Here is a 1199-nt window from a genome sequence, read left to right on the forward strand (position 1 = left end):
TGGCTAAAGAAAAATTCGAACGTAACAAACCGCACGTCAACGTCGGCACCATTGGTCACGTCGACCATGGCAAGACTACGCTGACTGCAGCCCTGACTCGCGTTTGCGCCGAAGTCTTCGGTTCGGGCGGTGTCTCCAAGGGTTACGACCAGATTGACAACGCGCCGGAAGAGAAGGCTCGCGGTATCACCATCAACACCTCCCACGTTGAATATGATTCCCCGCTCCGTCACTACGCGCACGTCGACTGCCCTGGTCACGCCGACTATGTGAAGAACATGATCACCGGTGCTGCCCAGATGGACGGCGCGATTCTGGTCTGCTCCGCTGCTGACGGCCCCATGCCGCAGACTCGCGAGCACATCCTGCTGTCCCGTCAGGTAGGTGTTCCCTACATCGTCGTGTTCCTGAACAAGGCCGACATGGTAGATGACGCCGAACTGCTGGAACTGGTCGAGATGGAAGTTCGTGACCTGCTGTCCACCTATGACTTCCCGGGCGACGACACTCCGATCATCATCGGCTCTGCGCTGATGGCGCTGAACGGTGAAGACGAGAACGGTCTGGGTACCACTGCCGTGAAGACGCTGGTCGAGACGCTCGACAGCTACATTCCCGAGCCTGTGCGTGCCATCGACAAGCCGTTCCTGATGCCGATCGAAGACGTGTTCTCGATCTCCGGTCGCGGTACTGTTGTGACCGGTCGTGTCGAGCGTGGCATCGTCCGTATCCAGGAAGAGATCGAGATTGTTGGTATCCGTGATACCACCAAGACCACTTGCACCGGTGTCGAGATGTTCCGCAAGCTGCTCGACGAAGGTCGTGCGGGTGAGAACGTCGGCGTTCTGCTGCGCGGCACCAAGCGTGATGACGTAGAGCGCGGTCAGGTACTGGCCAAGCCGGGCACCATCAAGCCGCACACCAAGTTCGAAGGCGAAGTCTACGTACTGAGCAAGGAAGAAGGCGGTCGTCACACGCCGTTCTTCAAAGGCTACCGTCCGCAGTTCTACTTCCGTACCACTGACGTGACCGGTAACTGCGAACTGCCGGAAGGCGTCGAGATGGTAATGCCGGGCGACAACATCAAAATGGTTGTCACCCTGATCGCTCCGATCGCCATGGAAGATGGTCTGCGCTTCGCGATTCGCGAAGGTGGCCGTACCGTTGGTGCCGGCGTGGTTGCCAAGATCATCGAATAA

1 protein-coding gene is annotated in these 1199 nt (G+C 58.5%); it reads left to right on the forward strand.

From position 1 onward, the window contains the following. Positions 1-1199: elongation factor Tu (gene tuf / locus NAV32_RS17560; protein WP_256054060.1), on the forward strand; the 1199-nt coding region annotated here is incomplete at its 5' end.

Source organism: Stutzerimonas stutzeri, assembly GCF_024448695.1.
In the GTDB taxonomy this organism is placed as follows: domain Bacteria; phylum Pseudomonadota; class Gammaproteobacteria; order Pseudomonadales; family Pseudomonadaceae; genus Stutzerimonas; species Stutzerimonas stutzeri_T.